This window comes from Leifsonia sp. 1010 (assembly GCF_031455295.1).
GTDB lineage: Bacteria > Actinomycetota > Actinomycetes > Actinomycetales > Microbacteriaceae > Leifsonia.
In genome coordinates this window covers 1760954-1787162 of record NZ_JAVDSL010000001.1, presented here as the reverse complement: position 1 = coordinate 1787162, position 26209 = coordinate 1760954, and the positions used below count along the sequence as shown (strand labels likewise).

Sequence of the window (26209 nt, the reverse complement as noted above, 5' to 3'; positions counted from 1 at the left end):
CCGTCCGTCACTTCTTCTTGTGCAGCGCGTCGGGCTTGTGCACGGCCTCCTTGCCGGTCTTGTCGCTCTTCACGAGGTACTGCGGGTCGTCCTTCGACGCCCGTACGGTCCGTCCGGCCGCTTCGGTGTCGTCGGTGAGCTTCTTCTCGACCTCGCCGGGCACATCCACGCCGTGCGAGGACCACTCGACGTGGTCGCCATGCTTCAGTTCGTCCGCCATGACCGCAGCCAACCACCGACAGCGACCATGCGCGAGGGTCAGGGCACCGCGGTGACGAGGAAGTTGTCGAAACGCACCGTGATCGGCGTCGCCGTCGCGGAGGCCGAGAGATACGCACGGAGGCCGACGCCCCCGGCCGACTGCAGACCCGCCGTGGAGTCGGTCGCCGTGACCTGCCACGCGGCCGGCTCGGCCTGTGTCGACGGCCAGACCTTCGCGCGCAACGTCGTGGGCGAGGAGCCGACGGCCTGCACCCGCAGAGAGAGCTGCTGCCCTGCGCTGTAGGTCAGTCCGCTCACGGGTACCGCCTGCAGCGTCGTCCCGTTGGCGAGCAGCTGCACCTGCACGGCTCCGCTGGCGCTGAGCCACGCACGGCCCTCGTACACGGCCGAACCGAGCTGCCGCCCGATCGCCGAGACGAAGATCCCTCCGCCGGTCGGCGCGAAGTCCGTCGTGAAGGTGACCGTCGTGTCCGTCCGGCTCGACGACACGCTGCCGAGCGTCTCGGTGCGCGTGGAACCGGCCGGGACGTTCATCCGCGCGGTCCCGGACGAGACCGTGTAGAAGGATGTCGTGCCCGAGGCCGTCCACGCGCCGCCGACCTCCGCCGATCCCCATCCGCTGGTCAGAGTCCGCTCGAAGCCGTCCTTCGCGACCGTGCTTCCGCTCGTCGCTGCGACGGTCATCTGGCGCGTCGTCGACGCCGTCGCGCCGACGTTGTCCGCCACGGTCAACGTGATCGTGTACGTACCGGCGTTCGCATAGGTGTGCCCCGCGGTCGCCCCAGTGGCGGTGCCGCCGTCGCCGAAGTTCCAGTTCCACGAGGCGATCGCGCCGTCGGGGTCGCTCGAGGCGTTACCGTCGACCGCGACCGCGAGACCGTTGGTGCCGGCGGTGAAGCTCGCCGTGGGCGGCTGGTTCGCTCCGCCGCCGAGGATCACGACGCGGTTGCCGGTTCGGGCGATCCGGTTCCCGTCGGGATCCGTGACCGTCAGCGTGTACGTGTGCGCGCTGCCGCCCGCGAGCCCCGTGTCGGTGAACGACATCCCGGGCCGGTTCCAGAAGGTCGAGGTGCGGGTGACCTGGGAGATGGGATGCGCGGTGTCGCCGTCCCGCGCGAGTGCGTAGGTCAGGGAGACATTGTCCTGGTCGTACGTCGCCGTCCAGCTGATCTTCGCCTGCCCGGCCGTCGGCGACGTGGCGTTCGGTGTCAGTGCCGTGTTGTTGTTCGGGCCGGTGGTACTGCGCACGACCGAGTCGGCCGCGAACCGGACGAGCCCGTACTGGGCCGTCCCGTTGACGGCCGGAAATTCTCCGCCGACGACGAGGTAGCGGCTGTCCCCCGCGACGCTCCACGCCGCCTGACCCTGACCGGTGTACGACCCCGTCACATAGTCCGGGAACCAGTTGAGGAGGGTCGGCGACGGCTGGCCGCGGAAGTTCGCGTACGACGTGTTGCCGTCGTTGGTCAGCGTCCCGGTGCGTGCCTTCGAGAACGCGATCGTGTGGTGGAAGGTGCGCGGATTGGTCTCGGGGAAACCGCCGACGTTGCGGCAGTCATGCGGGTGGCCGGCCGCATACAGCGCATTGTTCAGCGGAACGATCGAGTAGGTGTCACCGTGGCAGTCCTCCAGCCAGATCAGGGAGCCGGTCACGCCGTCCGCCGCGAAGCTGCCCTCGAGGTTGCCCCCGCTGCCGAACACATACCCGGAGCCGTAGACGCGGTCGCTGGTCGCCTGGAGGGAGGTGATACTGGCGTTCGCTCCGGCATCCCGGACCACGCTGTTCGCGGGGAAGGGCAGAGCCGAACCGGTCGAACCGCTCAGCATCGCAAGCCCGTAGTGCGCGGATCCGTTGACGTTCTTGAAGCGGCCCCCGGCGTAGACGCGGTTCCCGTCCGGGCTCACCGCGAGCGCGTCGACCACGTTGTCGGCCGACGCCGACCACGAGGTGACGAGCGACCCGTTGGACGCGTCGATCTTGGCGATGTAGCCGCGGGAGACGCCGTTCACGCTGGAGAACGTGCCACCCGCGTAGACGGCCGAGTTCGTCACCGCGAGCGCCCGGACCTGGCTCTCCATGACCGGCCGGAAGGAGCTGATGGGTTGGCCGGTGGCGGTGCTGATCGCCACGATGCGGTAGTAGGTCGCCCCGGCAGCCGACGTGAAGTCGCCGCCGATGTACACGCGGGAGCCATCAGGGGAGGCCGCGATCGCGAGCGCCTGCCCGTTCAGCGGCACGTTGATGCTCGTGATGAGGGAGCCCGTCGTGATGTTGTAGGCGAGGAAGTTGCTCCGCGGGGTGGTGTTCGATCCGGCGGGCGACCCGGCCGGGCGGGCGGTGCCGAACTTGCCCGCGACGTACACCGTGTCGCCGACGACCGTCTGCGCCCAGGCGACGCCGTCGATCTGGACGGTGGGCAGCGCGGTCGCCCCCACGGTGGGCGGAGAGGCGGGGTCGTTCGGATCGGGTGGCATGGTGTCCGCAGACGCCGGGCCCGCGACACCACCTCCGATCAGGAGCAGCGCGCTCAGCACCGCGGTGAACAGCCCGAGCGCGCGCGCCCGGCGGGACTTCGATGTTGCATCCATGACAGCCTCGGGCAGACTTGATTGATCCTCAGTTTGTGCCCTCAGGCTACTCCGAGGGGCGCGGATGCGCACGAAGAATCTGCCCGGATGTTCGGGAGGAGGAAGCGATGGAGCCGCCCAAGGGAATCGAACCCTTGACCTTCTCATTACGAGTGAGATGCTCTGCCGACTGAGCTAGGGCGGCGTGGGCCGGACATCCATCCGGCGCACAGGAAGATAGCTTACCCGATCACGCGGGGTACTGCCGACCATGCCGGAACAGTGTCAGCGGACCTGCGTTCCGAGCGCCGAGAGCTGCTCGAACGAGCTGCGCAGGCGGTCGGAGAGCGGCTCGACACCGCCGTGGTCGGCCCAGCAGGACCACGCGTGCCGCATGCCCGCGAACGCGACGTAGGTCACCAACCGGGCGCGCTGGTGCAGGGCTTCTTCGTCGGCAGCAAGATCCGGGTCGTCGTGAGCAAGACGGCGCTGGACGACACCGCTCAGCGCATCCTCGAACTTGTGCATGCTGGCCATGCGCAGCGCGAAGAGCTCCGGGTTGTCCTTGAGGAGGGCCCTGCGGAGGGTGTGCAGACGGTGGACGCTCTCGGGCGCCTGGGGCGCTTCCGCTTCCCCGTCCCCCGTGTCCCCCAGGTCGATCGCGGCCACCAGCAGGGTGCTGATCCCGTCGAGGATCGGCTGGCCGGGGCCGGCCGAGACGAACTCTTCGATGGTCTCCTCGTCCGGGAGCTCCGGGAGCTCGCCGATGATGGCGGACTCCTTCGAGGGGAAGTAGTTGAAGAAGGTACGCGGCGACACGTTCGCGACGTGACTGATCTCGTCGATCGTCACGCGGTCGAAGCCGCGCTCGCTGGCGAGCTCGACGGCGGCGAGCTGGATCGCGCGTCGGGTCGCGATGCGCTTTCGCTCGCGGAGGCCGAGCTCGTTCAGCGTGGAATCGGGGGCCACTGACACGCCTTCGATTATTTCACTCCCTGCAAAATTGCACCACTCACCCGAACGGTGGACGCCTGCGGTCAGCAGATCTTCCCGTCGGTCGGAACGGTGCCGTTGACGAGGTAGTCGTCCACCGTGTCGTTCACGCAGGAGTTCGACTTGTTGTACGCGGTGTGCCCCTCGCCCTTGTAGGTGAGCAGGTGTCCATTCTGGAGCTCGGAGGCGAGGTTCTTCGCCCAAACATACGGCGTCGCGGGGTCGTTGGTGGTGCCGACGACGAGGATGGGCGCGGAACCGTCCGCCGAGATGGGGCCGCGCTGGCCTGTCGACTGGTACGGCCAGTTGGCGCAGCCGATGTCGCCGTAGGCCATGTACGGCCCGATCACGGGGGCGGCCTTGGCCAGTTCCGCCGCCTGCTGGCGCATGAGTGCGGGATCGGCGTCGTAGCTGTAGTCCAGGCAGTTGATGGCGACGAACGCCTCGGTGGAATTGTCCGAGTACGTGCCGTCGGCGTCGCGGTTGTTGTAGGTGTCCGCGAGGGAGAAGGCGACGGATGCGCTCCCCTTCATCACCGACTCGAACAGCTTGTCGAGGTACGACCACGCGGTCGCGTCGTACAGCGGCGTGATGATCGCCGTGACGAGGGTGTTGGCGCCGAGCTCGCGGCCGTCGGAGTTGCGGATCGGGCTCTTCTCGACCGCTGCGAGCAGCTGCCCAACAGTGCTCATCGCGTCGTCCACCGAACCGGTGAACGGGCAATCCTTCCGAGTCAGGCAGTCGGTCAGGTAGGCGCGCAGCGCGCTCTCGAATCCCTTGGCCTGCACCTCGGTCACATCGAAATTGCTGGCGGCGGGATCGAGCGCGCCGTCCAGCACGAGCCGGCCGGTCTTGCCCGGGTACAACCCCGCGTAGACGGCGCCGAGGTAAGTGCCGTACGAGTAGCCGAGGTAGTTGAGCTTCTTGTCCCCGAGCGTCGCTCGGAGCAGATCGAGGTCGTGCGCAGCGCTGACGGTGTCCACCTTCGGGAGGGGAGCGCCGGTGTTCTTCTTGCACGCCTCGCCGAAGTCCTTGGCGATGGTGGTGTTCTCGGCGATCCACTGGTCGGAGCCGCGCTCACCGGGGGTGATGCCGTACAGGTACTGGTCCATCTGCTCGGCGTCGTAGCACTTGACCGCGGTGGACCGGCCGACGCCGCGGGGGTCGAAGCCGACGATGTCGAAGTGCTGCTGAAGTGTGTCGTCCGCGACGAAGTCGACCGAGTCCTTGACGAAGTCGAAGCCGGACGCGCCGGGTCCGCCCGGGTTGGTGAGCAGCGAGCCCTGTTTGGTCCCCTTCGCCGGCTGACGGATGAGCGCGAGCTCGACGTCGCCCTTGCCGGGGTGGTCCCAGTCGAGTGGGGCTTTGACGGTGGTGCACTGCTTGCCGCCGCTGCAGTTCGTCCAGTGGAGCACCTGGCTGTAGTACGGCTGCAGCTCGGCGGAGACGTCCCCGGGAGCTGGCGTGGACGTCGTCACCGTCTTCGCGGGCAGGAACCAGGTCACGCAACCACTGAGGGTCAGCGCGACGACGGCCGCGAGGGCGACGAGAGCGGTGCGGCCGGTGCGCCGTCGCGCGGCCTGGTCGCGTACCGGGGCACGGCCGGGTCGGGTGATCACAGGTCGTTCCCCTTTCGAGCGGTCGTGCCGCGCAGGATGGTGGTCAGCATGGCCTCGAGGGCGAGGGCCGGGGCGACGTTGCCGTCGATGCGTTCGCGCGCGGTCGCGACGGCGTCCATCGCGGCGAGCGTAGCGGCCGGAGTCGTGTGGGTGCTGAGAGCATCGAGTTCGGCACGCAGCTCGCGGTTCACCAGTTCGCTGTCGCTGCCGAGCTGGATCATCATCACGTCGCGGTACAGCGAGAGCAGATCGACGAGGATGCGGTCGATGCCGTCGCGGAGGCTGCGGGTCGCACGCCGCTTCTGATCCTCTTCGAGCTGGCGCAGCTGGCCGCGAAGCGCCGGCGGGATCGTGCCGCCCGGTTCGATGCCGAGCGAGCGGAGGGCGTGCTCGCGCTCTTCCGCATCCCGCTCCTCGGTGATCGCCTTCGCGTCGGCGCCGGCGATCTCGAGCAGTGATGCCGCCGCGAGGACGGCGTCGGATACCGAACGGATGCCGAGCGCCAGCTCGAGCGTCTGCTCGCGTCGGCGGCGGGCCTCCTCGTGGGTGGCGAGGCGATGCGCCATGCCGATGTGGCTCTGCGCGTGGCGAGCAGCGCGCTCGGCGGTCTCCGCATCCACCCCGTCGCGCCGCTGGATGAGGCGGGCGACATCGTCGACGCTGGGCACCCGCAGCCGCACGGTGCGGACGCGGGAGCGGATGGTCGGGAGCAGGTCGGCGTCGCTCGGTGCGCACAGGATCCAGACGGTCCGCTCCGGCGGCTCCTCGAGCGCCTTCAACAGCACGTTGGAGGTGCGCTCCGTCATCCGGTCGGCATCTTCGATCACCATCACGCGGTACCGGCCGACCGACGGCGCGAACTGCGAGCTGGCGACGAGGGCGCGGACCTCGTCGATGGAGATGATGACGCGCTCGGTGCTCAGGACGGCGAGGTCAGGGTGTGTGCGGGCGTCGACCTGACGGCGGGTCGCGAGATCGCCCTCGGGGGTGCCGGGGCTGAGCAGCGCGGTGGCGAAAGCGTAGGCGAGGTTCGACCGGCCGGATCCGGGCGGACCGGTGATGAGCCAGGAGTGCGTCATCCCGCGGCCGGGAGCGCCTGCTCCGGTGCCTGCGGCGGAGCCGATCGCGGCAGCGCGGACGACCTCGATCGCCTCGTCCTGGCCCGTGAGCTCGTCCCACACCGTCATGGTCTCCAGGCTAGCTGGCACGACGGACACCCTCGCTCGGTCTCCGCACGACGGCCCTCAGACGCGCGCGGCGAGGCGGTCGCGGATCTCTGCGGCGATCTCTTCGACGGGCCGGCTCGCATCCACGACCAGGAAGCGCTCGGGCTCCTGCTCGGCCAGCGCGAGGTAGCCGGCGCGGACGCGCGCGTGGAAGTCCGAGCGCTCCGCCTCCAGCCGGTCGTACCGGGTCCGAGCGGAGTCGAGGCGGGTGCGTGCGGTGTCCTCGTCCAGGTCCAGCAGGATGGTGAGGTCCGGCAGCAGCCCCTCGGCCGCCCACAGGGAGAGGTCGCGGATCTGCTGGGCGTCGAGGACGCGTCCGGCGCCCTGGTAGGCGACGGACGAGTCGATGTAGCGGTCCTGGACGACGATGTCGCCGCGGGACAGGGCCGGACGGACCACCGTCGCGATGTGGTGCGCACGGTCGGCCGCGTAGAGCAGAGCCTCTGCGCGCGGCGCGATGTCTCCCCGGTGGTGGAGGACGATCTCACGGATCTCGACGCCCGCATCGGTGCCGCCCGGCTCGCGGGTGCGCACGACGGTGCGCCCGCGTCCGGTGAGCCACTCCTCGAGGAGGGCCGCCTGCGTGGACTTGCCGACCCCGTCTCCGCCCTCGAGCGTGATGAAGAGGCCCTCGCTCACTCGGCGGACTTCTTCGCCGCGGCGGTCGTGGATTTCTTGGCGGCCGGCTTCTTGGCGGCCGGCTTCTTGGCGGCCGGCTTCTTGGCGGCGGGCTTCTTGGCCGTCGTCGTCTTGGCCGTCGTCGTCTTCGCGGTCGTCGTCTTCGCGGTCGTCTTGGCTGCTGCGGTCTTCCGCGCCGGCTTCTTAGCCGGTCCCTTCGCCCGCTTGTCCGCGAGCAGCTGGACCGCGCGGTCGAAGTCGACCTCGTCCACGGTCTCGCCGCGCGGGATCGTGGCGTTGGTCTCACCGTCGGTGACGTACGGGCCGAAGCGCCCGTCCTTCACGCGGATCGGCTTGCCGCTGACCGGATCGGCGTCGAACTCCTTGAGAGCGCTCGATGCCCGGCGGTTGCCGTACTTCGGCTGCGCGAACAGCTCCAGCGCGCCCGGCAGGTCGATGTCGAAGATGTCGTCCTCACTCGGGAGCGACCGGGTGTCGGAGCCCTTCTTGAGGTACGGGCCGTAGCGGCCGTTCTGCGCCTGGATCTCTTCGCCACTCTCCGGGTCCGCTCCGACCACGCGCGGGAGGTCGAGCAGCTTGAGTGCCGTGTCGAGGTCGAGGGTCGCCAGATCCATCGACTTGAAGAGGGATGCCGTGCGCGGCTTGGCGGCGGCGGCCTTCTTGGTGGTCTTCGCCGGCTCCTTCACCTCGCCCGTCTTGGGGTCAACCGCAGCTTCCTCTTCGAGGTCCGCCTCGGTGACGTATGGTCCGAAACGGCCGTCCTTGGCGAGCACGAGCTTGCCGGTCTCGGGATTCGTCCCGAGCACACGGTCGGTCTGGACCGGCGCCTCGATCAGCTCGTGCGCCTTGGCGGGGGTGAGCTCGTCGGGAGCCAGCTCCGGCGGGATGTTGACCCGGCGCGGCTGGGCGTCGGGACCGGCCTCCGGCTCGGACACCTCGAGGTACGGGCCGTACTTGCCGATGCGGAGCGTCACTCCGTCGTCGATGGCGATGGAGTTGATGCTGCGGGCGTCGATGTCGCCGAGGTTGTCGATGACCCGGCGGAGACCCTTGTGCTTGTCGCTGCCGAAGTAGAAGCTGTTCAGCCAGTCGATGCGCTCGGCCTCACCGTCGGCGATGCGGTCGAGGTCGTCCTCCATCTCGGCGGTGAAGTCGTACTGCACCAGGTCGCCGAAGTAGTCCTCGAGCAGCCGGACGACCGAGAAGGCGACCCAGCTGGGGACGAGGGACTGGCCGCGCTGGGTCACGTATCCGCGGTCGATGATGGTCGAGATGATGCTCGCGAAGGTGGAGGGGCGCCCGATCCCGAGCTCTTCGAGCGTCTTGACGAGGCTCGCCTCTGTGTACCGCGGCGGCGGGGTGGTTTCGTGGCCGTCGGCGGCGATGTCGTGGACGCTCAGAGCCTGCTTCTCGGTGAGCGGCGGAAGCTTGGCCTCGGCCGAGTCGTTGCTGTTGCGCTCCTCGTCCCGGCTCTCCTCGTACGCGTTCAGGAAGCCTCGGAAGGTGATGACGGTGCCGCTGGCCGTGAACTCGGCCACCGTCCCGTCGAGCGGTCCTTCCGAGACGCGCGCCTCGACGGTGACGGAGGCGGTCTGGCCCTTGGCGTCGGCCATCTGGGAGGCGACCGTCCGCTTCCAGATCAGCTCGTAGAGTCGCAGCTCGGGTCCGCGCAGCGAGCGCTCCAGCTCGGCAGGGGTGCGGAAAGTCTCGCCCGACGGACGGATCGCCTCGTGCGCCTCCTGCGCGTTCTTGCTCTTGGACGCGTAGGTGCGCGGCTTGTCGGGGACCGTCTCCGGGCCGTACAGCTTCGCCGCCTGCGTCCGTGCCGCGTTCGTCGCCTGCTGCGACAGCGACGCGGAGTCGGTGCGCATATAGGTGATGTACCCGTTCTCGTAAAGCGTCTGAGCCACACTCATCGTCTGCCGCGCGGAGAAGCGGAGCTTGCGCGCCGCCTCCTGCTGGAGGGTCGAGGTGGTGAACGGGGCCGCGGGGCGCCGCGAGTAGGGCTTGGAGTCGACCTTGGAGACGGCGACGGTCGTGCTCGGCTGACGGATCGCCGCCGCGAGCGTCGTCGCGGAGGCCTCGTCGAGCGTCCGGGCTTTCGTCGTGAGACGACCGTGGTCGTCGAAGTCGCGGCCCGTGGCGACGCGGTCGCCGTCGATCCGGGCGAGGCGCGCTTCGAAGGCGTTCGCGTCTTCCGGTGCCAGTTGAGCGGTCAGTCCCCAGTACGAGGCGGGGACGAATGCCAGGCGCTCGCGCTCGCGGTCGACGACGAGCCGGGTGGCCGCCGACTGCACGCGACCGGCCGAGAGGCCCGGTCCGACCTTGCGCCAGAGCACGGGCGACACCTCGTAGCCGTAGAGGCGGTCGAGGATACGGCGGGTCTCCTGGGCATCGACGAGCGCGGTGTCGATCTCCCGTGTGTTGTTGCGAGCCTTCTCGATGGCCTCGCGGGTGATCTCGTGGAACACCATCCGCTTGACGGGCACCGTGGGCTTCAGCACCTCGACGAGGTGCCAGGCGATGGCCTCTCCTTCGCGGTCCTCATCCGTTGCGAGGAGGAGCTCATCGGCGTTCTTGAGGGCGCGCTTGAGGTCGGCGACCGTCTTCTTCTTCTGGTCGGACACCACGTAGTAGGGCTCGAACTCGTTCTCGACGTCGACGGAGAACTTGCCCAGCGAGCCCTTCTTGAGTTCGGGCGGCAGGTTCTTCGGCTCGATGAGGTCGCGGATGTGCCCGACCGAGGCCATGACCTCGTAGCCGTCGCCGAGATACTGGGCGATCGACTTCACCTTGTTCGGAGACTCGACGATGACGAGCTTCTTCGTGTCAGGCACCTGACTCCTCTTATATATGCACACACTGTGTCGCCACAGCTCACGGTTGTCGTCACGACTGGACCGGCGTGGCGCGCTCCCCCTGCAGACGCCGGTCCACGCCTGGCATGGTCCGTGCGGCCGACAGGCAAACCATACACACCTTCGCCGCTTGTCCGCCTAATCGAGTGTTCGGCGTTCGCCGTCGGCGCAGCCGCACGAACCGTCCGCCGACCCTATGCCGGCGATCCTCTCGGGAGGACAATGCGGGTATGGCAACGACGATGACGTACACCGCCAAATTGATCGACGGACCGCTCGAGGGCAAGACAATCTCGACCGGTTTCCTCGACTCCGGAGACGCCCGCCCCCGGCTGGAGATCTCGGCACCAGCAGGCTCCAAGCACTACCTCTACGTGAGGGCGTCGGGAGCGGAGCTCGAGTACGCGTCCGATGACGGCCGCGGGCAGCGCCCCACTGCCGTCTCTTACCGCTATCTCGAGACCGTCTTCGACTGACCGGAACCGCACCGAGGCGCGCAGACACCTCCCGGCCCGGGTTATCACCCGCCGGGCGGTCCGGCGCGTGCCGAGGCGGTCGCCGCGAAGGCGAGGTAGGGAGCGGACGCGGTCACCGTGACGACCACCCCGTTCTGCTCGCAGCTCGTCAACGCGGCCCCGTTCAGCTGCGCGACGCCCTGCGCCACGTCGCAGGGCACCCCACCTGCACGACCGCTCGCCACGTCGGCGCCGGCCAGCGCCGCCAGGTCGGCTGCCATCGCCGCACGCGCGTGCGCCGCTCCGGCTCCCACCACCGCGATTCCGCCGGACGCCACCGTGACCACCGCGCACACTGCTGCCAGCGCGAGCACAGAGCCGCTACCTCGGTCGTCCGAAGCCAAAGCCGCCACGAACGTCAAGCGGCAGCACGGCGACTCGAGAAACCTCCGTCTCATCCCACGGCCGCCTCGTCGAGAGCGCACGCCCGCACACTGAGCCGTATCCCGAGGCGGCTCAGGACCGTATCGCCCTCCGCCGTCAGCCGCACGCACACCGTCCGTCCTTCCCTCTCGGTCACCGCCGCCGCTCCATCCGGGATCGAACCGCCTGGGTCGTCGCCCCGGCCCTCCAATCGCGCCGCCGTCGCCGCCCCGCCCGCGAGTGCGCCGTACTGCACTGCCCCATAGAGAGCACCGACGCAGAGCGCGAGGCAGGCGAGCACCGCAGGGAGAGCGACCGCGAACTCGGCCGTCACACTGCCCCGGTCGTCGCGGACCTCGCGGCCGGACGCCGCTCTGCCGGTCATCCGCCCGACAGCGCACGGTGCACCAGGTCGGAGAGTATCGCCTTCACTTCATCGCCCTTCAGCACGGCGACCAGGAGACCGGCGAATCCGACGGCGGCCAGGATCGTGATGGCGTATTCGGCGGTCGCCGCGCCTCGGTCGTCGGCGAGCCGTCGCCGAAACCGTCGGCCGAATTCTCGCCCGATCCGCCGCAACAGTGGTCGCCTGTCGGTGCCGCCCGCACGCGCGGCGACCTCGGCTGTTCGTTCTTCGCTCGTCATGTGGTTCATGACTCCATCCTTCGTTCCGAGGCTCGCGGCCGGGCGCCTGGGCGCCGATCTGTGGAAAGTCATCGCAGTCCCGCCGTTGTGGACGACAACAGCGACAGCACGAGCGGTGCGACCGCCACCAACAGGAAGCTGGGGAGGACGCAGACGCCCAAGGGCACCATCAGCCGGACCCCGAGGGTTGTCGCTCGCCGACGGCCGTCCGCCCGCGCCGTTCGGCGCTGTTGGCGCGCGGCAGCAGTCAGGAGCTCGTTCGCGGGCGCCCCGGCCGCGGAGGCCAACCTGAGAACCTGCGCGACGCCTCCCTCGTCCACTGAGCCCAGTCGGGACTCCTCCGCGGCCTCTCTGGCGATCTCCCGGGCCGCGCCGGCCGACACGCCACCCGCCAGACCGACGGCGACGAGTTCCTCCGCGAGCCCTGGCGGACGCAGGCGTGCGACCGCGCGCGTGACCAGCGCCCGCATCCACCACCGGCCTGCCAGCATGAGGAGGATCCCGGCACCGACCGCCGTCGCCCCGGGTATCGATCCCAGTGCGCCAACGAGGTCGGCCCCGAGCGCTCCGGCGAGCACGGCCCCGACAGCCGGCAACCATGAGACCAGCCTCGCCGTCGCGCGGGGACCGCTCAGAGCGACGTCGACCTCACGTTCGGTCTCCGCAGCGTCCCTGAGCGTCTCCGCCATCGCGCGCAATGCGTGGCCCAGCGGAGCGCCCGTCCGCTCGGCGACCCGCCACGCCGCCGCCAGCATCCGCATGTCGCCGTCGTCCGCTGCCCGCAGAAGAGCAGACGCGCACGACGGCTGGTCCCTGAGGGCGTCCGCGACCCGCTTCGCAAGCGGATGCGCGCCATATACGGCAGCGGCTTCCCAGGCGGACCGCGGGGGCAGACCGGCGTCGAGCAGCACGGCCAGTGACTCGGCGAGCGCGGCAAGGTCATCCGGCCGCGTCCCCGCCGGCGCGGGCACTCGTCTCACGGGCGTGAACCGACGCGGTCAGCATCGCCGGCACCGACTGTCCCCGCGCAATCCGTACCGAGCTCCATGATGGCCAACCGGCCCGCGGCATCCAGCCGCAAGCGCCCGAAGCCGGACACCCTTCTGACACCGTCGGCCCTCGAAAGATGCACCACCAGCCCGATCGCGCTCACGGCCTGTCTCGCCAACGCGTGGTCGTCCAACCCGGCCAATGCGCCGAGTGCTTCAAGACGCGCGGGAACGTCCTCCAGCGAGTTCGCATGCAGGGTGCCGGCGCCACCGTCGTGGCCCGTGTTGAGGGCGGCCAGAAGGTCGCGCACCTCCTCACCCCGGCACTCTCCGAGCACAAGCCGGTCCGGGCGCATCCTCAAGGCCTCGCGCACGAGCCTGCGCAGGTCGACTCCACCGGCACCTTCCAGGTTCGGCTGCCGGGTCTCGAGGCCGACGACGTGCGGATGAGGGATGCGCAGCTCCGCGACATCCTCGATCACGACGATCCGCTCATCCGGCGGGGCGTTGCCGAGGAGCGCCGCCAGGAGCGTCGTCTTGCCAGCGCCGCCTGCGCCGGTGATCAGGAGATTCGTCCTCGCCCGCACGGCCTCGAGCAGCCGATCGCGTGCGAGCGGGCCCATTCCTCCACGGGCGACCAGCTCGTCGAGGGTCGGCTGCTCCCGCGCGGGCACGCGGATCGAGAGCAGGGCGCCTCCGGTGGACACAGGCGGGAGGACGGCATGGACCCGCACGCCCCCGGTCAGCCGGACATCCACGAACGGCGTCGCCTCGTCGATGTGCCGACCGCCCGCGGCGATCAGCCGAACCGCCAGCTCCCGCGCGGTCCGCCTGTCGGCGCGCCAGCCGTCCTCCCGCCGCAAACCGTCCGGCGGCCCGTCGCTCCACAGCTCCCCGGATGCGGTCACGAAGAGGTCGGTGACGCCCGGCCGCAGAAGGTAGGGAGCGAGTGGTCCGAAGGTGCGCCAGAGTCCGGGGGACTCGTCGCCGCGCTGGTGGTTCGTCATGCGACGACGCTAAAGATGGCCTACGGGCGTCCGGGGACTGCTCACCATATCGGTGGAGAACTCGCCGCCGGATCCGACTGTGAACAACTGCCGCAGGAGCCGGACTGCCGGTTAAAGAAGGGGGGCCGCACCTATTGGGGGGAACAGGTGCGGCCACTGCGGCGCAGGATTGGGGGGAATCGATTGCGCCGCACGCACGAATTTACATTCGGCCGGGGTCCAGTTTACGCAGAATCGATGCAAACGCAAGTCTCCTGGGGCGGCCGCTCGACCAGGTTGTAGAGTCAGGCATTGTCGCGCCACGACTCGTATCGACCGCATCGCAAAGGAGCGAAAAGACTCCCCATGAGCAACACAATCGACAACCTGCTGCACGAAGCCCGCCGGTTCCCGCCGAGCGACGAGTTCGCTGCGAACGCGATCGCCGACGCGGGCCTGTACGAGCGCGCGGCCGCCGACCGGCTGGGGTTCTGGGCCGACCAGGCTCGCGACCTGCTGCACTGGCACACGCCGTTCACGCGCACGCTCGACTGGAGTGAGCCTCCCTTCGCCAAGTGGTTCGACGACGGCGAGCTGAACGTCGCGTACAACTGCCTCGACCGGCACGTGCTCGCCGGCAACGGCGACCGCGTCGCGATCCACTGGGAGGGCGAGCCCGGCGACACCCGGACGATCACGTACGCCGAGCTCACGGCCGAGGTGAAGAAGGCGGCCAATCTGCTCACCAGCCTGGGCATCCGTGCCGGCGACCGCGTGGCGATCTACCTCCCGATGATCCCCGAGGCCGTCATCGCCATGCTCGCGGTCGCTCGAATCGGTGCGGTCCACTCCGTCGTCTTCGGCGGTTTCAGCGCCGAGAGCCTCCGCTCGCGCATCGACGACGCCGAGGCGAAGCTGGTGATCACCGCCGACGGCGGCTGGCGTAAGGGCCGCGTCTTCCCGCTCAAGGATGCGGTGGATGCGGCGCTCACCGGCGACGCCACCACGGTCGAGCACGTGCTCGTGGTCAAGCGCGGCGAGAACGCGGTCGCCTGGACCGAGGGTCGCGACCTGTGGTGGCACGACGAGATCGCGCTGGTCGACGCCGATCACGTGGCGAAGGCGTTCCCCGCCGAGCAGCCGCTCTTCATCCTCTACACGTCAGGTACGACGGGGAAGCCGAAGGGCATCCTGCACACCACCGGCGGATACCTGACGCAGGCCTCCTTCACCCACAAGTTCGTCTTCGACCTGCACCCGGAGTCGGACGTCTACTGGTGCAGCGCCGACGTCGGTTGGATCACCGGCCACACCTACGTCGTCTACGGGCCGCTTGCGAACGGCGCCACGCAGGTGATGTACGAGGGCACCCCCGAGACGCCGCACCCCGGCCGCTGGTGGGAGCTGATCGAGAAGTACAAGGTCTCGATCTTCTACACGGCGCCGACCGCGATCCGCTCGTTCATGAAGCTGGGACGGCAGCACCCGCAGAAGTTCGACCTGTCGAGCCTGCGCGTCCTCGGTTCGGTCGGGGAGCCGATCAACCCGGAAGCGTGGATGTGGTACCGCGAGGTCATCGGCGGCGACACGACCCCGATCGTCGACACCTGGTGGCAGACCGAGACCGGCGCGATCATGGTCTCGGCCCTCCCGGGTGTCACGACCCTGAAACCGGGGAGCGCCCAGGTGCCCCTGCCGGGCATCTCGATCGACATCCTCGACGAGGCGGGCACGCCCGTCGGCAAGGACCAGGGCGGCCTGCTCGTCGTCACGGAGCCGTGGCCGAGCATGCTCCGCGGCATCTGGGGCGACCCGGAGCGCTTCAAAGAGACCTATTGGTCGAAGTTCGGCGACAAGTATTTCGCCGGCGACGGCGCTCGCTACGACAAGGACGGCGACATCTGGCTGCTCGGCCGGGTGGACGACGTCATGAACGTCTCCGGCCACCGCCTGTCGACAGCGGAGATCGAATCCGCGCTTGTCGCGCATCCCTTCACGGCCGAGGCCGCGGTCGTCGGGGCGAACGACGAGACCACCGGACAGGCCGTCGTCGCGTTCGTGATCATCAAGCAGAACCAGCTGGAGCAGGCCGGTGCGATGGATGTCGCGGCAGAGCTGCGCAAGCACGTCGCCGAACAGATCGGTGCGATCGCGCGGCCTCGTGACATCTTCATCGTCACCGAGCTGCCGAAGACGCGATCGGGCAAAATCATGCGGCGCCTGCTGCGCGACGTGGCCGAGGGCCGGGAGGTCGGCGACACCACGACCCTGGCGGACACCGCGGTGATGAGCTCGATCCAGGCCAAGCTCTCCTAAGCGCAGACGACGGAGGGGCGGCACCGGTGGGTGCCGCCCCTCCGTCGTATCCGGGCTCAGTCGACGGCGAGGATCAGCTCCACCTCGACCGGCGCGTCGAGGGGCAGCACCGCGACGCCCACCGCGGAGCGGGCGTGGACGCCGGCGTCGCCGAAGATGTCGCCGAGCACCTCCGATGCCCCGTTGATGACCGCAGGCTGGCCGGTGAACGCGGGGTCGGAGGAGACGAAGCCGACGACCTTCACCACCCGGGTCACTCGATCGAGGGAGCCGAGGACGCTCTTCGCCGCGGCGAGCGCGTTCAGCGCGCAGATCCGTGCGTACTCCTTGGCGTCGGCGGGCGCGACGAGACCGGCGCCCTCACCGACCTTGCCGGTCGCGGGAAGGGCTCCGGCCACCATCGGCAGCTGCCCCGAGGTGTAGACGTGGTGCCCGTCGAGCACCGCCGGCGTGTATGCCGCGACCGGTGGGACCACGTCGGGCAGGTCGATCCCGAGCTGCGCGAGACGCGCTTCGACGTCCGCCATCAGGCCTGCTCCCCATCCGTCACGGGGCGCTTCAGATAGGCGACGAGTCCGCCCTCCGGACCGGTGACGATCTGCACCAGCTCCCAGCCTTCCGACCCCCAGTTGTTCAGGATCGCTGCGGTGTTGTGGATCATCAGCGGGGTGGTCAGGTACTCCCAGCGCGGCATCGTGCTCCTCGGATCGGGGGATTTTGCAGGTTCATCACCTACTCTGATCCTATGTCTGCGCAAAAACCACAGGCTAGAGGTGTGCTCGGCGCCGCCGGTGCATTCATCGGCATGAGTGTTGTGGCCGGTCTTCTGGTCACCGCCGCTGTCACGCCCGCGATCGCTGTGACGGGGATGGCGGCCAACAACAGCATCGGCGTGTTCGAGGGACTCCCGGAGTACCTGAACGTCGACCAGCTGGCCCAGCCGACCACCATCTATGCCAAGAACGGCGACCAGGACGTCCCGCTCGCCACGTTCTACTCCCAGAACCGCCTGCCGGTCGCTTTCGACCAGATCTCGCAGGCGGCGAAGGATGCCGCGATCGCGGGTGAGGACCCTCGCTTCTACACGCACGGCGGTGTCGACATCCAGGGCACGGTGCGCGGTGTGCTCTCCACCGTCGCCGGTGGCGGTGTGCAGGGTGGTTCCTCGATCACCCAGCAGTACGTGAAGAACGTGCTGCTGCAGAAGTGCGAGGCGCTCCCGGTGAAGACCAAGGAGCAGAAGACCAAGTACCAGCAGTGCGTGGACGACTCCACGGGCGTCTCCCCCGACCGCAAGGTCAAGGAGATGAAGTATGCGATCGGGATCGAGAAGAAGTACACGAAGGACCAGATCCTGGTCGGGTACCTCAATATCGCCGGTTTCGGCGGCACCGTGTACGGCATCGAGGCCGCCGCGCACTACTACTACAACACGACCGCGGCAGCGCTCACGCCCGCGCAGGCGGCCAGCCTGATCGCGATCGTCAATGAGCCGACCAGCCTCAAGATCGACAACCCGGGTTCGGAGACCAACGGCGCCGCGAACGGGTACGCGAAGAACAAGGACCGCCGCGACTACATCCTCCAGAAGATGTACCAGTACAAGCGCCTGACGAAGGCGCAGTACGAGGAGGCGGTCAAGACCCCGATCCAGCCGGCGATCACCCCCTCCGAGCGCGGCTGCCAGACCGCGGGCGGGTCGGCGTACTTCTGCGACTACGTCCAGAAAATCATCCTCAACGACCCCACCTTCGGCGCCGACGAGGACACCCGCGCCTCCAACTTCAACCGCGGCGGCTACAAGATCTACACCAGCCTCGACCTCCAGCTGCAGCAGGTCGCCGAGGAGACCATCAACTCGTACGTGCCGGCCTCCTACCCGAAGGCCGACATCGGCGGCGTGCTGGTAGGTGTGCAGCCGGGCACCGGGCGGGTGCTCTACATGGCGCAGAACAAGAAGTACAGCCAGGACCCGGAGGTGCTCAACACGAGTACCGACTTCTCGTCCGTGAACCTGGCCACCGACCAGAAGTACGGCGGCTCGGGCGGCTTCCAGGTCGGCTCCACCTACAAGGTCTTCACCCTCGCCGAGTGGCTCAAGCAGGGCCACTCCCTGAGCGAACCCGTCAACGCCAACATCCGGACCTACAAGTCGTTCAAGGACTCGTGCGCCGGCAACTGGAGCGGCACCTACACCCCGCAGAACGACTCGCCGGGAGAGACGGGCATCCGCAACGCTCAGAGCGCGACGACGCTGTCCATCAACACGGCCTTCATCTCGATGGCCTCCCAGGTGGACCTGTGCGAGATCAAGAAGGACGCCGAGGCGTTCGGAGTCCACACCGCCAAGGGCGAGCCGCTGGACACCAACCCCGCTTCGGTGCTGGGCACCAACTACATCGCCCCGCTGACCATGGCCACCGCCTTCGCCGGCATCGCCAACAACGGGATGACCTGCTCGCCGATCGCCATCGACAAGATCCTCGATGCGAACGGCAAGGACGTGAAGGTGCCGCAGAGCGCCTGCACGCAGTCCGTCGATCCGGCGGTCGCGAACACGATGGCGAAGGCGCTCCAGGGTCCGATCCAGAACGGCACCGCGGCAGGGATGAACCGCACCGGCAAGGACATGCTCGGCAAGACGGGAACGACGGAGTACAACGACCAGCTGTGGCTCGTCGCGGCCACGACGAAGGTCGCCGGCGCGTACTGGGTCGGCAACATCAACAACCACGTCGACTTCCGCAAGGTGTACCCGACCCACGGCAAGTCGCCCGCATCGGCTCGTACGGACGTCATGCGCATCATGATGACGGCCGCTGTCGGCAAGTACGGCGGCGACGACTTCCCGGCCGCTCCCGACAAGCTGACGCGCGGCGTCCAGGTCGCTGTTCCGGATCTGACCGGTAAGACGCCCGACGAGGCGAAGTCGATCCTGACCGGACTCGGACTCGACTCGGCCGACGGCGGCCCGCAGGACTCGGTCGCCCCCGCCGGAACGATCTCGGCAACCGACCCCGCCCCGGGAACCCAGGTCACCAAGGGAACCGCCATCACCCTGTTCACCAGCAACGGCTCCCTCGTGGCCGTGCCGAACGTGGTGGGCCAGAAGTACGGTGACGCGCTCGCAACGCTGACCGCTGCCGGATTCAAGGTGAAGACCGCCGGCGGCAACAGTCCCACCGCTGTCGTGCAGGCACAGGATCCGGCGGGCAATGCCCCGGCCAAGCCGGGAACCCAGGTCACCCTGACGTTGGCCGCGCCGGCCGTACAGCCGACACCGGGTACGGGCGGATAGTGGCGCGCGGAGTCCTTCGACCGGCGGCGTCCGCCCTGGCGTTCCTCGCCGGGGCGGGCGCTGCCGCGTTCGCCTACGGTTCTCTGGTCGAGCGTCGCGCGTACACCCTGCGCGAGGTGAGCGCGCCGGTGCTCCCGGCCGGAGCGCGGCCGATCCGCGTCCTCCACCTCTCCGACCTGCACATGGCGCCCTGGCAGCGGGACAAGCAGGAGTGGATCCGTTCCCTCGCCCGGCTGAAGCCGGACCTGATCGTCGAGACCGGGGACGTGCTCGGCCATGCCCGGGGTCTCGAGGGCGTCCGCGCCGCATACGACGGCTTCCGCGGCATCCCGGGCGTCTTCGTACACGGATCCAACGACTACTTCGGACCGCAGGCGAAGAACCCGCTGAAGTACTTCCTCGGCCCGTCCAAGAAGCGCCCGTCGACCGCGCCACGGCTCGACACCGCCGCCCTGACGGCCTACTTCCGCGACCTCGGCTGGACAGACCTCGACAACCGCGCAGCCGGCCTGGAGATCGGTGGGGCCCATCTCGAGTTCTTCGGCGTCGACGACCCGCACATCCGCTTCGACCGCGTCGAGGCCATCCCCGGCGCGCTTGACGAGCTGCGCGAGGACGACCCGTTCTCCGACGACAACGCGTGGCCGGATGAAGGCCCGAGCGAGCAGCGGCAGGCGGTCACCATCGGGGTCACGCACTCCCCGTATCGCCGCATCCTCGACGCCTTCGTCACCTACGGTGCGTCGATGATCTTCGCGGGCCACACGCACGGCGGCCAGGTCTGCGTGCCGGGCTTCGGCGCGCTGGTCACGAACTGCGACATCCCGCGCGCGCAGGTGAAGGGATTGAGCGTGTGGCGCCACGCGTTCCGCTCCGCCTATCTGAACGTGTCGGCGGGCCTCGGCACGTCGATCTTCGCGCCGGTGCGCTTCGCCTGCCGGCCGGAGGCGTCCCTGGTCACGCTGACTCCAGCACCGTGAAGCGAGGCGCCGAGGAGGGTGCTGTGGTCATGACCACTCCCCCGCTCGTGTATCCTGGATGAGGCCTTCGGGGTGTGGCGCAGCTTGGTAGCGCGCTTCGTTCGGGACGAAGAGGCCGCAGGTTCAAATCCTGTCACCCCGACGTAATGAAAAAGTGAAGGCCCCCGGCTCGCGATGCGAGCCGGGGGCCTTCACTTTTTCATTACTCGCTGGTGTCTACCGGGGTCCCCGCCCGCGAGGGGCCCCGGGCGCCGCTCCGAGCGCCAGCGAGGACCGGCGTCCGGGGTAGCGGGTGGGGCGCACCGCGCAACGCCCGTGGAGAAGCTGCCGACGAACTCAGAACGCGTCCGGCCGGGCGAACTCCACCTCGGCCACCCGCAGTTCCGGGTCGATCCGCGAACGCACCAGAGGCAACGTCCGCGCCACGGCCGTGTCGATGCGATCCCGCAGGTCCTGAGATCGGATCGCGTAGTCCTCGAAGTCGCTCTCCGCCGCGTAGATGCCCAGGGGCAGCGTCAGCGACTGGAAGAACCCGAACAGCGGACGCATCTGGTGCTCGACCAGCAGCGCGTGCCGGTCGCTGCCTCCCGTCGCCGTCAGGACGACCGGCTTGTCGACCAGGGCGTACTGGCCGACATGGTCGAAGAAGAGCTTGAACAGGCCCGTGTACGTGGCGCGGTAGGCGGGCGACCCGACCACGAGGATGTCGGCGTTCTCGACGGCTTCGAGGGCCTCCGTGACCGTCGGGCTGAGACTGTTCCGGAAGGGACCGGCGCCGAGCTCCGGAAGAAGGGGCGCAAGCCGGATGGTGCGGGCGATGCCCCCGGACGCCTCGGCATAGGCGCGCGTGACCTCGTCCACGAGCACGGTGGTGCGCGACGGGTGGGTCGGGCTTCCGCTCACTCCGACCACGTTGAGTGGATGCGACATGTGGGAACCGCCTTCTGGCTGGGGACCGGGATTTCGCCCAACGGTACCCGGAGCCGCCCCGCATCGCTCGGGGCGGCGTCACGGTCCGTCATGCTGCGGGGTACAGCTCCCGGACGATCTCCAGCGAGCGAATGCGCCCCTCGAGCGTTGCGGCGCCGGACGAGATCATCAGCTCGTCCACCTGGGTGGACGCCAGCAGGGCCTCCAGCCGCGCCTTCACCTCGTCGGGCGTTCCGATCGCCTGACGGGCGTTGCGGGCGGCGATGAACTCCTCCTCCAGCGGGGTGAACTCGTGGGCGAGCGCCTCCTCCACGCTGACCGGCTCGGGCTTCAGTCCCTGACGCATCCGCAGGAAGGACAGCTGACCGGGAAGCGACAGCGCGCGCACGGTCTGCGGGTCCTCGTCCGCGATGACGTTCACCGCGATCATCGTGTGCGGCTCGGCCAGCGTGTCGCTCGGCTCAAATCGCGAGCGGTACAGGTTCAGCGCGGCCTCGGTGTTCTCGCCGGCGAAGTGGTGGGCGAACGCGAACGGGATGCCGAGGGCGGCGGCCACCTGGGCGCTGTAGCCGCTCGAGCCCAGCAGCCAGATCTGCGGTGCGTCGCCGAGGCCCGGGATGGCGGTGATGCCGTGCAGGGGGTTGGCGTCGCTCATGCCGCCGTAGAAGAAGCCGAAAAGGTCGAGGAGCTGCTGCGGGAAGTCTTCGACGCCGAGTCCCTCCGGGCTCCGACGCAGAGCCATCGCGGTGGCGCCGTCGGTGCCCGGGGCGCGGCCGATGCCGAGGTCAATGCGGTCGCCGTACAGGGCGCGCAGGGTGCCGAACTGCTCGGCCACCACCAGCGGCGCGTGGTTGGGCAGCATCACTCCTCCGCTGCCGACGCGGATGCGCTCCGTCGCCGCAGCGACTCCAGCGATGAGGACGGCCGGGGCGCTCGACGCGATGGCGGGCATGCCGTGGTGCTCGGCGACCCAGAACCTCTCGTAGCCGAGCCGTTCGGCCGCTTGCGCGAGCTGGATGGTGCCGGCGACGGCATCGGCGTTGGTGCCCCCGGCGGGGCGGCTGGCGAGGTCGAGGACGTTGATGGGGATGCTGCTCACCCCAGGTGCAACGCAGCCCCGGACACAGCGATTCCCGGTCGGCTCGAGGCCGACCGGGAATCACCGGGGATGGATCGTCAGGACGCCTTGAGCTTGCGCACCCAGCCAACGATCGCCAGGGCGATCAGACCGAGGACGACGAGCGAGCCGCCCATCCACGCCGCCCAGGTGGCGACGACGGAGCCGGTGTGGGCCAGTCCGTCGCTGCTGCCCGGGTCGAGGACGGTGCTCGCCTGGTCGGCCGGCAGGACGGTCAGGGAGGCGGGGCACTCGTGGCCGCTGCTCTGTCCGTGTCCGACGACGCTGTAGGTGCCCGAGGCGCTCGCGGGGAGCGTCACGGTGAGGACGTCGCTGCCGTCCGCGTTCGCGTGCTTCACGAACGAGAGGCTGCTGTCGGCGGTGCGGAGCGAGGCGAGCTTGAAGCCGGCGCCGTCCTGCCCTGTCACGGTCCAGTTGATCGCCTCACCGGGCGACCACGTGCCCGGGATGCAGATGAGGGTGGCCGTGCCGCCCGCCTCTGCGACGCTGACATCGAACTTGCACTGCGCGCCGTCGGTGTAGTTGACGGCGTTCGCCGCGGCCGGAGCCGCAAGCAGCAGCCCCGCGGTCACGGCGATAGCCGCCAGAATCTTCTTGAACATCGGCCGCCTTTCTGTTGGGGCCCGGCTCGCGGTCCGGTTAATGAGTAATTCTCACTTTACGACGGACGAGCACTGGACGACAATGGGCGCGACGGCGTTGCGTGCCCCCACATCGGGGGTCGTGCCGTCTCCCGGAAGCGTCGGCGTGGTCACGACGCTGAGGTCCGACGACGTCTGCTGGTCGTTCAGGAACTGCACGGTGACGGTCTTCGACTCGCCCGGAGCCAGCTCCACCGTGTAGAGGCTGACCGGCCGGGAGCGATCGACGCCGGCGACGGTGGTGTAGTTCTCTCCCCCGCTCAGCGTCGCGGCGAGGAGACCGCCCGTCGGTCCGTAGACGGCGACCCGCGTGCGGATGTTGCCCGGTGTCACGCCGTAGGTCCCGCCACCGGTCACGTAGCGCGGAAGAGAGGTCCCGGCGTCCGCAGGCGCCCTGTTGGTCAGCGTCACGGTGACGACGGTGGACGGCTTGCCGTCGGCGCGGCAGACGGCGGATCCGGCGGCGACCGAGGTGCGGAGGTAGTAGTCCATCTTGGCGCCGGTCGCGTCGTTGAAATACACGCCGATACCTGCTGTCGACAGGTCGGATGCGGGAAGGCCGCCGGCGAGCGTGGTGCCCGCGAGCACCTTCTGGTCCTCGGAGTGCGTCGTCCAGATCAGCACGCGCCGCGACTCGCCGGCGTCCGCCAGCGCCGTCAGCAGCTTCTTCGCATCCACGTCGCCGGACGACATCCGGTCGAACACGGCACTCGCGGCGGACGCGAAGAAGGCATCCTGCTGCGCCGGATCCTCGTAGCGCTGATAGACGTCGCTCAGGAGCAGCTTCACGGCATTGGCGGAGGTGAGGCGATCACCGGTCTGCAAGGTCACGGGGCCCGTCGCCTTGAGAAGGCCGCTGAGCACGACCGGGTCGACCGCGACAACGCCGTCGACGGTGCCGCCGTACGTCGTGGTCCACATCCGCGAGGCGGTCGCTGCGGCGAGCGGGAAGTCCGGAGTGAGGTTGGCGTCCTGCAGGTATCGCCCGACGAGTGGCCCGTAGAGGCCCTCGGTGTTGAGCGGGACGTCGGCGACCGGCGTCTTCCACGGACCGATGGAGGTGCCCGCCTCCTGGCGTTGCAGCGTCACGGCGCCGTTGTCGGCGTGCACGAGGGCGACGGCGCCGATCAGGCCGCCCGTCGCGCGGAGCTCTGCCGGGTTCTGTGCGGCCAGGAGGTAGTCGCGCGGGCCGTCGGCGCCGAGCATCGAGGGAAGAAGGCGAACGGCGTTGCCCAGAGCGTCCATCTCGGGGGCCGCCTTGTCGAGCACATCGTGCAGGCGATCCACACCCGACGCGACGGGACTCACGAGAGCGCCCGTCTCGATCGTCGCGACGCTCGCGCGGGCGGCGATGAACGCGGTCCGCGCCTTCGCGACAGCAGGTTGCGCTGCCGTGATGGGCGCGAGGTCGATCTGGCCGTCCGTGATGGCCAGCGCCCGGAGGTCCACACCGGTGCCCGCGGCGACCAACGGACGCACGACGCGCGAGGCCACATCGTCGGAGGCGGCTGCGGCCGTGCGGACCGCCGCGAGGTTCGGCCCGAGCCACGGGACGGCTTCGACGGTGACCCAGACCGGGTCAGAGGTGAGCGCCGCGGCCTCGTGCGTCTTCCGGCTCAACGAGTCGGCGGCGCGACCCGCGGCGGGGAGGTCTCCCGTCGCGATCGCGGACTTCACCTGCTCGGCCGCCGGGATCGCGTCCGTGAGGGCGCGCTGGGCCAGGAAGCCCCGGACACCAATCCACACGATGGTGAAAAGCAGGATGGCGCCCAGCCCCACGAGGATGCCGACGAGCACGGGATGTCGGAGCCTTCGACGTCTTCGCGGCGCGACCGACGGCCCAACCGCAGGACGCGGCGGCGCGTCCGGCTCCGTGAGACCTGTCGCCATGCGACAAATCTAACAAATCCTCACTTTTTTGGCGGCCCCCAAATGGGGCGAGTTACGCAGAGGCTGTCAGCGGCCCAAACCGCGGTACGTCCACCCGGCGCCGCGCCATGCCGCCGGGTCGAGCGCATTGCGTCCATCGATCACCGTGCGATGTGCCACGAGTTCGCCGACCGCCGCCGGATCGAGGCCGGTGAACTCCGGCCATTCCGTGATCAGGACGACGACGTCCGCATCCCGGACGGCCTCCTCGGCCGTCTCCGCGAACCGCAGCTGTGGCGCACGACGTCGCGCGTTGTCGACGGCCTGAGGATCTGTCGCGGTGACGATGGCCCCCGCGTCGGCGAGTCGCATGGCGATGTCCAGCGCCGGGGAGTCGCGGATGTCGTCCGAGTGCGGCTTGAACGCGAGTCCCAGCACGCCGACACGCACGCCGGCCAGGCCACCGGCCTCCTCGCGCACCAGCTCGACGACGCGCGTCCGGCGGCGCAGGTTGATCTGGTCCACCTCGTCGAGGAAGCGGACGGCGTCGCCCTTGCCGAGCTCGCGGGCCCTGGCGCTGAACGCGCGGATGTCCTTGGGGAGGCAGCCGCCGCCGAATCCGACTCCCGCGTTGAGGAAGCGGCGGCCGATGCGTGCGTCGTGGCCGATCGCATCGGCGAGCTTGGTCACATCCGCGCCGGTCACCTCGGCGATCTCGGCCATCGCGTTGATGAAGGAGATCTTCGTGGCGAGGAAGGCGTTGGCCGAGACCTTCACGAGTTCGGAGGTGGCGTAGTCGGTCACGATGACCGGAGTCCCGGCGGCGACCGCGGAAGCGTAGACCTCGTCGAGCAGCCGGGCGGCCCGCTCCCCCGCCTCGCCCTCGGGCACGCCGTACACGAGCCGGTCCGGGCTCACGGTGTCGCTGACCGCGAATCCCTCACGGAGGAACTCGGGATTCCAGGCGAGGGTGACCTCCGGCTGCGCCTGTGCGACCAGCTCCGCCAGACGCGCGGCGGTCCCGACCGGGACGGTGCTCTTGCCGACGATGAGGTCGCCGGGCTTCACGTGCTCCAGGAGGGAGGCGAACGCGGCGTCGACGAAGCGCATGTCCGCCGCATCCCCGTCCGCGACCTGCGGTGTGCCGACGGCGACGAAGTGGACGTCGGCCTCGGACACGGCCGAGAAGTCCGTGGTGAAGCGCAGACGCCCCGACGGAGCCGCCGACTCGAGCACCTCCGGCAAGCCAGGCTCGAAGAACGGCGGACGACCGGCGGAGAGGAGGGCGATTTTGGCCTCGTCGACGTCGATGCCGACGACGTCGTGCCCCAGGTGGGCCATCGACGCGGCGTGGACCGCTCCGAGGTAGCCGCAGCCGATCACGGAGATTCTCATGGTGTGCAGTTCCTTCGGG

At 69.3% G+C, this 26209-nt stretch carries 23 protein-coding genes and 2 tRNA genes; 5 read left to right on the top strand and 20 right to left on the bottom strand.

What is annotated here, in order from left to right; all coding sequences use genetic code 11:
• Positions 1-7: 7 nt before the first annotated feature.
• The 8 genes from J2Y42_RS08645 to topA form a co-directional block, all read right to left on the bottom strand.
• Positions 8-220, bottom strand: coding sequence for a DUF2945 domain-containing protein (locus tag J2Y42_RS08645; RefSeq protein WP_020075491.1), 213 nt, complete (start codon positions 218-220; stop codon positions 8-10).
• A gap of 38 nt (positions 221-258) precedes the next feature.
• On the bottom strand, positions 259-2811 hold the full coding sequence (locus tag J2Y42_RS08640) for a PKD domain-containing protein (RefSeq protein ID WP_309856940.1): 2553 nt from the start codon (positions 2809-2811) through the stop codon (positions 259-261).
• 108 nt (positions 2812-2919) lie between these two features.
• Positions 2920-2995: transfer RNA gene (locus J2Y42_RS08635), tRNA-Thr, on the bottom strand.
• Positions 2996-3075: 80 nt separating this feature from the next.
• Positions 3076-3765, bottom strand: coding sequence for a TetR family transcriptional regulator (locus J2Y42_RS08630; protein ID WP_309856937.1), 690 nt, complete (start codon positions 3763-3765; stop codon positions 3076-3078).
• A 62-nt stretch (positions 3766-3827) separates the two neighbouring features.
• The gene (locus J2Y42_RS08625) at positions 3828-5402 is read right to left on the bottom strand and encodes an alpha/beta hydrolase (protein WP_309856936.1); all 1575 of its coding nucleotides are present in this window, start codon (positions 5400-5402) and stop codon (positions 3828-3830) included.
• Complete coding sequence (locus tag J2Y42_RS08620) at positions 5399-6589, bottom strand: DNA polymerase III subunit delta' (RefSeq protein ID WP_309858081.1); 1191 nt, start codon at positions 6587-6589, stop codon at positions 5399-5401. Before J2Y42_RS08620 ends, J2Y42_RS08625 begins: the two co-directional genes overlap by 4 nt.
• A gap of 57 nt (positions 6590-6646) precedes the next feature.
• Positions 6647-7267, bottom strand: coding sequence for a dTMP kinase (tmk, locus tag J2Y42_RS08615; protein ID WP_309856934.1), 621 nt, complete (start codon positions 7265-7267; stop codon positions 6647-6649).
• A complete protein-coding gene (gene topA, locus J2Y42_RS08610) occupies positions 7264-10104 on the bottom strand; it encodes a type I DNA topoisomerase (protein ID WP_309856933.1) in 2841 nt (946 codons plus the stop codon). Before topA ends, tmk begins: the two co-directional genes overlap by 4 nt.
• Positions 10105-10355: 251 nt before the next feature.
• Here topA and J2Y42_RS08605 point away from each other — a divergent pair, with 251 nt between their 5' ends.
• Complete coding sequence (locus tag J2Y42_RS08605; RefSeq protein WP_179453764.1) at positions 10356-10601, top strand: hypothetical protein; 246 nt, start codon at positions 10356-10358, stop codon at positions 10599-10601.
• A gap of 44 nt (positions 10602-10645) precedes the next feature.
• Here J2Y42_RS08605 and J2Y42_RS08600 read toward each other — a convergent pair whose 3' ends face one another.
• From J2Y42_RS08600 to J2Y42_RS08580, 5 genes are read right to left on the bottom strand one after another with little or no spacing between them, the layout of a single operon-like run.
• Positions 10646-11038, bottom strand: a complete 393-nt coding sequence (locus J2Y42_RS08600; protein WP_309856932.1) for an Rv3654c family TadE-like protein — start codon at positions 11036-11038, stop codon at positions 10646-10648.
• Complete coding sequence (locus tag J2Y42_RS08595) at positions 11035-11388, bottom strand: hypothetical protein (protein WP_309856927.1); 354 nt, start codon at positions 11386-11388, stop codon at positions 11035-11037. The genes J2Y42_RS08600 and J2Y42_RS08595 overlap by 4 nt, the downstream gene beginning before the upstream one ends.
• Complete coding sequence (locus tag J2Y42_RS08590) at positions 11385-11657, bottom strand: DUF4244 domain-containing protein (RefSeq protein WP_309856924.1); 273 nt, start codon at positions 11655-11657, stop codon at positions 11385-11387. The genes J2Y42_RS08595 and J2Y42_RS08590 overlap by 4 nt, the downstream gene beginning before the upstream one ends.
• Positions 11658-11716: 59 nt before the next feature.
• On the bottom strand, positions 11717-12628 hold the full coding sequence (locus J2Y42_RS08585) for a type II secretion system F family protein (protein ID WP_309856922.1): 912 nt from the start codon (positions 12626-12628) through the stop codon (positions 11717-11719).
• Positions 12625-13644, bottom strand: coding sequence for a TadA family conjugal transfer-associated ATPase (locus J2Y42_RS08580; RefSeq protein ID WP_309856921.1), 1020 nt, complete (start codon positions 13642-13644; stop codon positions 12625-12627). The genes J2Y42_RS08585 and J2Y42_RS08580 overlap by 4 nt, the downstream gene beginning before the upstream one ends.
• Before the next feature lie 345 nt (positions 13645-13989).
• Between J2Y42_RS08580 and acs the strand changes: the two genes are divergently transcribed.
• On the top strand, positions 13990-15939 hold the full coding sequence (gene acs / locus J2Y42_RS08575; protein WP_309856920.1) for an acetate--CoA ligase: 1950 nt from the start codon (positions 13990-13992) through the stop codon (positions 15937-15939).
• Positions 15940-15995: 56 nt separating this feature from the next.
• Here acs and J2Y42_RS08570 read toward each other — a convergent pair whose 3' ends face one another.
• Entirely contained in the window at positions 15996-16466 is a 471-nt protein-coding gene (locus tag J2Y42_RS08570) for a RidA family protein (RefSeq protein WP_309856919.1), read from the bottom strand.
• The gene (locus J2Y42_RS08565; RefSeq protein WP_157694628.1) at positions 16466-16633 is read right to left on the bottom strand and encodes a DUF4177 domain-containing protein; all 168 of its coding nucleotides are present in this window, start codon (positions 16631-16633) and stop codon (positions 16466-16468) included. The genes J2Y42_RS08570 and J2Y42_RS08565 overlap by 1 nt, the downstream gene beginning before the upstream one ends.
• A gap of 81 nt (positions 16634-16714) precedes the next feature.
• On the opposite strand from J2Y42_RS08565, the gene J2Y42_RS08560 reads away from it, so the two are divergent.
• The 3 genes from J2Y42_RS08560 to J2Y42_RS08550 all read left to right on the top strand — a co-directional run bounded on the left by J2Y42_RS08560 (position 16715) and on the right by J2Y42_RS08550 (position 20359).
• A complete protein-coding gene (locus J2Y42_RS08560) occupies positions 16715-19237 on the top strand; it encodes a transglycosylase domain-containing protein (protein WP_309856915.1) in 2523 nt (840 codons plus the stop codon).
• Complete coding sequence (locus J2Y42_RS08555; RefSeq protein WP_309856913.1) at positions 19237-20217, top strand: metallophosphoesterase; 981 nt, start codon at positions 19237-19239, stop codon at positions 20215-20217. Before J2Y42_RS08560 ends, J2Y42_RS08555 begins: the two co-directional genes overlap by 1 nt.
• 68 nt (positions 20218-20285) lie before the next feature.
• Positions 20286-20359 (top strand) — tRNA-Pro (locus J2Y42_RS08550).
• Between the two features lie 194 nt (positions 20360-20553).
• Here the strand turns inward: J2Y42_RS08550 and msuE are convergent.
• The 5 genes from msuE to J2Y42_RS08525 form a co-directional block, all read right to left on the bottom strand.
• Complete coding sequence (msuE, locus tag J2Y42_RS08545) at positions 20554-21147, bottom strand: FMN reductase (protein WP_309856912.1); 594 nt, start codon at positions 21145-21147, stop codon at positions 20554-20556.
• Between the two features lie 88 nt (positions 21148-21235).
• Positions 21236-22246: an LLM class flavin-dependent oxidoreductase gene (locus tag J2Y42_RS08540; RefSeq protein ID WP_309856911.1), complete on the bottom strand. Its 1011-nt coding sequence runs from the start codon at positions 22244-22246 to the stop codon at positions 21236-21238.
• A gap of 77 nt (positions 22247-22323) precedes the next feature.
• Positions 22324-22887: a hypothetical protein gene (locus tag J2Y42_RS08535; RefSeq protein ID WP_309856910.1), complete on the bottom strand. Its 564-nt coding sequence runs from the start codon at positions 22885-22887 to the stop codon at positions 22324-22326.
• 51 nt (positions 22888-22938) lie between these two features.
• Positions 22939-24723 (bottom strand): DUF4012 domain-containing protein, encoded by a 1785-nt coding sequence (locus J2Y42_RS08530; protein ID WP_309856908.1) that lies wholly within the window; start codon positions 24721-24723, stop codon positions 22939-22941.
• Between the two features lie 159 nt (positions 24724-24882).
• Entirely contained in the window at positions 24883-26190 is a 1308-nt protein-coding gene (locus J2Y42_RS08525; protein ID WP_309856905.1) for a UDP-glucose/GDP-mannose dehydrogenase family protein, read from the bottom strand.
• Positions 26191-26209 lie beyond the last annotated feature (19 nt).

Coding starts and splice junctions, on each gene's coding strand:
- J2Y42_RS08645 (WP_020075491.1), bottom strand. CDS start 220: ATGGCGGACGAACTGAAGCATGGCGACCACGTCGAGTGGTCCTCGCAC.
- J2Y42_RS08640 (WP_309856940.1), bottom strand. CDS start 2,811: ATGGATGCAACATCGAAGTCCCGCCGGGCGCGCGCGCTCGGGCTGTTC.
- J2Y42_RS08620 (WP_309858081.1), bottom strand. CDS start 6,589: ATGACGGTGTGGGACGAGCTCACGGGCCAGGACGAGGCGATCGAGGTC.
- J2Y42_RS08605 (WP_179453764.1), top strand. CDS start 10,356: ATGGCAACGACGATGACGTACACCGCCAAATTGATCGACGGACCGCTC.
- J2Y42_RS08600 (WP_309856932.1), bottom strand. CDS start 11,038: ATGAGACGGAGGTTTCTCGAGTCGCCGTGCTGCCGCTTGACGTTCGTG.
- J2Y42_RS08595 (WP_309856927.1), bottom strand. CDS start 11,388: ATGACCGGCAGAGCGGCGTCCGGCCGCGAGGTCCGCGACGACCGGGGC.
- J2Y42_RS08590 (WP_309856924.1), bottom strand. CDS start 11,657: ATGAACCACATGACGAGCGAAGAACGAACAGCCGAGGTCGCCGCGCGT.
- J2Y42_RS08580 (WP_309856921.1), bottom strand. CDS start 13,644: ATGACGAACCACCAGCGCGGCGACGAGTCCCCCGGACTCTGGCGCACC.
- acs (WP_309856920.1), top strand. CDS start 13,990: ATGAGCAACACAATCGACAACCTGCTGCACGAAGCCCGCCGGTTCCCG.
- J2Y42_RS08570 (WP_309856919.1), bottom strand. CDS start 16,466: ATGGCGGACGTCGAAGCGCGTCTCGCGCAGCTCGGGATCGACCTGCCC.
- J2Y42_RS08565 (WP_157694628.1), bottom strand. CDS start 16,633: ATGCCGCGCTGGGAGTACCTGACCACCCCGCTGATGATCCACAACACC.
- msuE (WP_309856912.1), bottom strand. CDS start 21,147: ATGTCGCATCCACTCAACGTGGTCGGAGTGAGCGGAAGCCCGACCCAC.
- J2Y42_RS08535 (WP_309856910.1), bottom strand. CDS start 22,887: ATGTTCAAGAAGATTCTGGCGGCTATCGCCGTGACCGCGGGGCTGCTG.
- J2Y42_RS08525 (WP_309856905.1), bottom strand. CDS start 26,190: ATGAGAATCTCCGTGATCGGCTGCGGCTACCTCGGAGCGGTCCACGCC.